We start from the raw sequence: 4,793 nt of genomic DNA on the forward strand, positions 1-4,793 counted from the left end.
CCTGAAACGGACCTTTGGTGACTTATCTTTGTCTTCAATTTATGAAAGTGAGCCGGTTGGTTTTGACGGTGCGTGTTTCTATAACATGGCGGTATCAATCGAAACAGAGCTAAGCTTGCCCAAGGTTATAAAGGCATTAAAAACAATTGAAGATAGCCACGGCCGCCTGCGCGGAGATAAACACTTTGCACCAAGAACGCTAGATATTGATGTGGTCAGTTACGGGCAACTGACAGGTTTTCATGATGGAGTTGAGCTCCCGAGGCCGGAGCTATACTACAATGGCTTTGTTCTATGGCCGATGGCTGAGTTAGCACCGGATGATATCGATAGCAAAACTGGCTTAAGCTACCAAGTCTTATGGCAGCTTAAGCAAGTAGAAATCGAAGCGAAGCAAAAGGTATGGCGAATTGATCCAAGTTCAGTTGCTGCTATTCTCAAGCCTTAAGCTTATTTGTTTTCATGAAATCGGTGGTATTCAGCGATTAAACCGGCAGTAGAAGAATCTGCAGCAATGTTGGAATCAGCGTCTTCCAGTTGTTTGAGTACTTCGTTACCTAGCTTTTTACCTAACTCTACTCCCCACTGATCAAAAGAATTAAGCTCCCATATTACACCCTGAACGAAAACTTTATGTTCGTAGGCGGCAATTAGGGCACCGACGCTCTTTGGCAGCGTTTTCTCAATAAGAAAGGTATTACTGGGTTGATTACCTTTGTGCTCCATATGCTTGGCTATGAGTTTGGCTTTGGGTTCGTCGTAACCCCTATTTAATAATTCTTGAAAAGCCTGCCTTTCACTACGCCCCTGCATCAAGGCTTGAGTTTGGCTCAGGCAGTTAGCCAATAACATCTTATGATGAGAGCCTGATGGGTGATGCGTATCAAGCGTAGCAATGAAGTCACATGGGATTAGTTTAGTGCCCTGATGCAATAACTGGTGGAAAGCATGTTGGCCGTTAGTTCCAGTACCCCCCCATATTATAGGGCCTGTATGGTAAGTAAGAGCTTTACCTTTTGTAGATACGTGTTTGCCGTTACTCTCCATATCTAATTGCTGGAGGTGATCAGGAAGAAAGCTCAGATACTGATCATAAGGCATTACGGCATGTGAGTCGGCGCCAAAGAAACTGTGGTACCAAATGCCTAGCATTGCCATCAGGCTTGGCATATTCTGCTCAAAGGGAGCTGAGATAAAATGCTCATCCATTTCGTGTGCGCCTTGTAGCAAGGCTTCGAAGTGCTCATTGCCAATCATAAATGCGATTGGAAGACCAATTGCAGACCAGAGTGAATAGCGCCCTCCTACCCAGTCCCACATAGGGAAGATATTTTCTTCCTTAACTCCAAAGGCTATCGCAGCTTCGATATTACTGCTCACAGCATAGAGATGCATGCCAAGGTCTTCTTGAAGCATTCCGTGCTCTAGTAGAAAGTTCTTTACAGTTTGAGCATTTGTAAGTGTTTCCTGTGTACCGAAGGACTTAGACTGAATCAGGAAAATGGTGGATTCAGGTACGATCTGAGAGAGCACTTGGTGGCTATCGCTACTGTCTACGTTAGCAATATAGTGACAACTCAGGCCTTCTTTGGCGATGGGTGATAGTGCTTCGGTAACTGTTTTGGGGCCTAGATAAGAGCCCCCAATGCCGATACTAACGAGAGTATCAATGGGTTTTCCGGTGTAACCAAGAACTTCCTGTTGGTGTATTTTATCAACGAATTCTTGAATTTGAATTCGACATTCAAGGATTTCATCCAATATATCTTGGCTAGGCGAATAGCTAGTAGTTTGAGTCAGGCTAGACTTTGGAAGTCGTAAGGCCGTATGTAAGACGCCTCTGTCCTCTGTGTTGTTCAGTAAGTCTCCATTCTCTCCTGTGCCACAAAACAAGGCCTTAACCTTTGCTTCAAGCCCTGCTTCAGCAGTGAGCTGAGATAAGAGCGAAATCGTTTCCTCGGTGACACGGTTTTTTGAATAATCATAAAAGACATGTGGTGCCTGAAAGGAGTAGCGATCAAAGCGCTTAGGATCACCTTCAAATAGGTCTTTTACATGAAGCTTAGTAATGAATTTGGCATGATCCTTTAATGCTTGGTAACTAGGTAATACATCCAATGTCATAGTGTTACTCAATATCGATGGTTAAAGATTCACCGTTATATTATCAATTAAACGGGTTGAGCCCAAATACGCGGCTAATAAAATTACGAAAGCTGTATCTGTTTCTTGTGAAGGAGCAAGTGTTGTGGGCTTGGCTATATTGAAGTAATCGGGTTTAAAGCCATTTTTAACCAAGTGTGATTTGGCGTCCTCGCATAATGCAGTGATATCCCGTTCGCCAGCCTGAAGCTGCGCAGCACAATGTTGCAATAGCTGGTAAATCTTAGCGGCAGTTTGCTTTTCTTGCTGGCTAAGGTAACCATTGCGAGAGCTGCGGGCTAGACCTGACTCTTCCCGAGATGTTGGGACGCCAATGATAGAAACAGGCATACAAAGGTCGGAAACCATCTTGCGAATAATCGCTAATTGTTGGAAGTCTTTTTCACCAAATACTGCAATATCTGGTTGCACCATATTAAATAGCTTGGTGACGACGGTGGCGACACCAATGAAGTGACCGGAACGACTGGCGCCGCAGTGATAATCTCCGAGAGCAGGCACATCCACTCTGGTTTCTTCAGCTAAGCCGTTTGGATAGATCTCGCTAACAGGTGGTGCGAACAAGACATCACAATATCTACTACGTAAGTGCTTACTATCATCTTCAAGTGTTCTAGGGTAGGCATCAAGATCCTCGTTCTCACCAAACTGCATAGGATTTACAAAGATACTGCTGACAACTAAGTCTGCTTCTTGGCGGGCACGATCGATAAGACTGAGATGGCCTTCATGAAGATTGCCCATAGTGGGTACAAAGCCGATTACTTTACCGGCTTGTCTAGCTTCTTTGATAACTTTTCGTAGTGCAATAATACTGTTAACGGTGATCATGCTTGAGTCTCGTTTAGCCTGCAAAACTATAATCGGCAGAAGGGAATTCGCCGGACTTAACCGCTTGGTCGTAGTGCTCGAAGGCCTGTTGCACTGAACCGGCGCCTTGCATGAAGTTTTTTACGAACTTAGGCTTATGTCCGGAAGTAATTCCAAGGAGATCATGCATCACCAAGACCTGACCATCGGTAACATTCCCCGCACCAATTCCGATGACAGGGACACTAACTTTCTTGGTAATGAGCTCAGCGAGTGAGGTGGGTACGCACTCAAGTAAGATCATATCGGCACCGGCCTCTTCAAGGGCGCGCGCAGTATTAATCATGGCGTTAGCTTTTTCAGCTTCCTTGCCTTGAACGCGATAGCCGCCTAACTTATTGACAGACTGAGGCGTTAAACCCAAATGTGCACAAACAGGAATGCCTCGATCACTTAAGGCTTCAATATACTCTGCAAGCCACTCGCCGCCTTCTAGCTTGATAATATGGGCACCTGCTTGCATCAACTGTCCACCATAGTTCAAGGTATCGTGAGGGCTATTCAGGGTATTAAAAGGCATATCGGCCATAATTAAGGGAGACTGAGCGCCTCTGCTAACACATTGAGTGTGATAGACCATGTCATCAATACTAACAGGCAATGTCGAGTCCTGACCTTGTAACACCATGCCTAGAGAGTCGCCGACTAATAAAACGTCGATACCAGCATCCGACGCTAACTTAGCAAAGGTTGCGTCATAGGCTGTGACACAGGAGAATTTTCCATTGGACTCTTTTAGTTTACGAAGGCTCAGGGTTGTCGTTTTCATCATATAATCCTTAGTTTTCACAGTAGTATAAAACCGACTACTGATAATCTATGACAGAGCTTAGCTTGTGCGTAGATTAGCTACTTGTTTCGCGAGACTCAAGTCGGAGTGCCATCTAAACGAAGTAAATTATGCTCGCTGCACGAAGAAAGATGTTGTTCTAGGGTCGATGTATCGGGAAGCGTCCAAGCAGGCGCAATTTCGATTGCTGGTACCAGCACAAAGTCTCGTTCCAGCGCATAAGGGTGAGGAATGCGTAAGTCAGGGTCGTCGCTTGATAGCGTTTCATCGTTATAGAATAGAATATCCAGGTCGATGATTCGCTCCCCCCAATGCCGAGTCTTTATACGCCCGAATTCGGCTTCAAGTGTTTGAGTACACTTTAACAAAGCGAGTGGTTCCAGAGCGGTTTCAAGCCAGATGACTGCATTGACGAAGTCATCTTGATCCTGAGGCCCTTGAGGGCAGCTACTGTATAGTGATGATGATGACATTAGCTTTAGTTCAGGATGCCGGGATAGGGCTTCTATCGCCTTTATTACTTGAAGACGAGGACTTTCCAGGTTGCTACCAATACCGATGAGTACTTGATTTAGTTTCATGACTAGCTTTTTCTTCTCGCCGAACAGTTCCTGCTGACTTATACCTGCAGCATTATGATCGCTTTGGACGTCGTGATTGTCGGGTCTTTCGGCGGTCAGCACCAGGTGTCTCACGCTTTTTTCGATGATTAGCTTTGTTATAAACAGCAGAAGGGTGCTTGATTTGGAATTCAGTCCACCACTTAGCGAGTTCGCCGACAGGTTCACCAGCTTGCTCCCGTAACAACAAAAAGTCATAGGCAGCCCTGAATCGTTGCTGTTCAGCGAGGTGGAAAGGCCGCTTGCCGTGAGTCTTAGTGAGTCTGATTTGGTATTCCCATATTTCCTTCATCATTAAGGTGAAGCGCTTGGGTATAGATATATGAGGTAGTTGGCTTTGAAGTGTAAGT

The 4,793-nt window shown here is 45.2% G+C and carries 5 protein-coding genes and 1 pseudogene; 1 reads left to right on the top strand and 5 read right to left on the bottom strand.

Going from position 1 to position 4,793, the window contains the following annotated elements; genetic code table 11:
- The coding region (gene folK, locus A3761_RS10155; RefSeq protein ID WP_068750173.1) for a 2-amino-4-hydroxy-6-hydroxymethyldihydropteridine diphosphokinase at positions 1–448 on the top strand (448 nt) is incomplete at its 5' end.
- Between the two features lie 2 nt (positions 449–450).
- Here the strand turns inward: folK (A3761_RS10155) and pgi are convergent.
- The 5 genes and pseudogenes from pgi to A3761_RS25720 all read right to left on the bottom strand — a co-directional run.
- Positions 451–2,124 carry a glucose-6-phosphate isomerase gene (gene pgi / locus A3761_RS10160; protein ID WP_068553022.1) on the bottom strand — a complete coding sequence of 558 codons (1,674 nt, stop codon included), beginning with the start codon at positions 2,122–2,124 and terminating at the stop codon, positions 451–453.
- A gap of 21 nt (positions 2,125–2,145) precedes the next feature.
- Positions 2,146–2,994, bottom strand: a complete 849-nt coding sequence (gene panC / locus A3761_RS10165; RefSeq protein WP_068553021.1) for a pantoate--beta-alanine ligase — start codon at positions 2,992–2,994, stop codon at positions 2,146–2,148.
- 13 nt (positions 2,995–3,007) lie between these two features.
- Positions 3,008–3,802, bottom strand: coding sequence for a 3-methyl-2-oxobutanoate hydroxymethyltransferase (gene panB, locus A3761_RS10170; protein ID WP_197469979.1), 795 nt, complete (start codon positions 3,800–3,802; stop codon positions 3,008–3,010).
- 98 nt (positions 3,803–3,900) lie between these two features.
- Entirely contained in the window at positions 3,901–4,404 is a 504-nt protein-coding gene (folK, locus tag A3761_RS10175; protein ID WP_068510005.1) for a 2-amino-4-hydroxy-6-hydroxymethyldihydropteridine diphosphokinase, read from the bottom strand.
- A gap of 52 nt (positions 4,405–4,456) precedes the next feature.
- A pseudogene (locus A3761_RS25720) lies at positions 4,457–4,793 on the bottom strand (polynucleotide adenylyltransferase PcnB); the annotation flags it as partial.

This window comes from Oleiphilus sp. HI0123 (genome assembly GCF_001635315.1).

What these genes read in the sequence shown, in the direction of transcription:
- pgi (WP_068553022.1), bottom strand. Translation starts at nt 2,124, where the DNA reads ATGACATTGGATGTATTACCTAGTTACCAAGCATTAAAGGATCATGCC.
- panC (WP_068553021.1), bottom strand. Translation starts at nt 2,994, where the DNA reads ATGATCACCGTTAACAGTATTATTGCACTACGAAAAGTTATCAAAGAA.
- panB (WP_197469979.1), bottom strand. Translation starts at nt 3,802, where the DNA reads ATGAAAACGACAACCCTGAGCCTTCGTAAACTAAAAGAGTCCAATGGA.
- folK (WP_068510005.1), bottom strand. Translation starts at nt 4,404, where the DNA reads ATGAAACTAAATCAAGTACTCATCGGTATTGGTAGCAACCTGGAAAGT.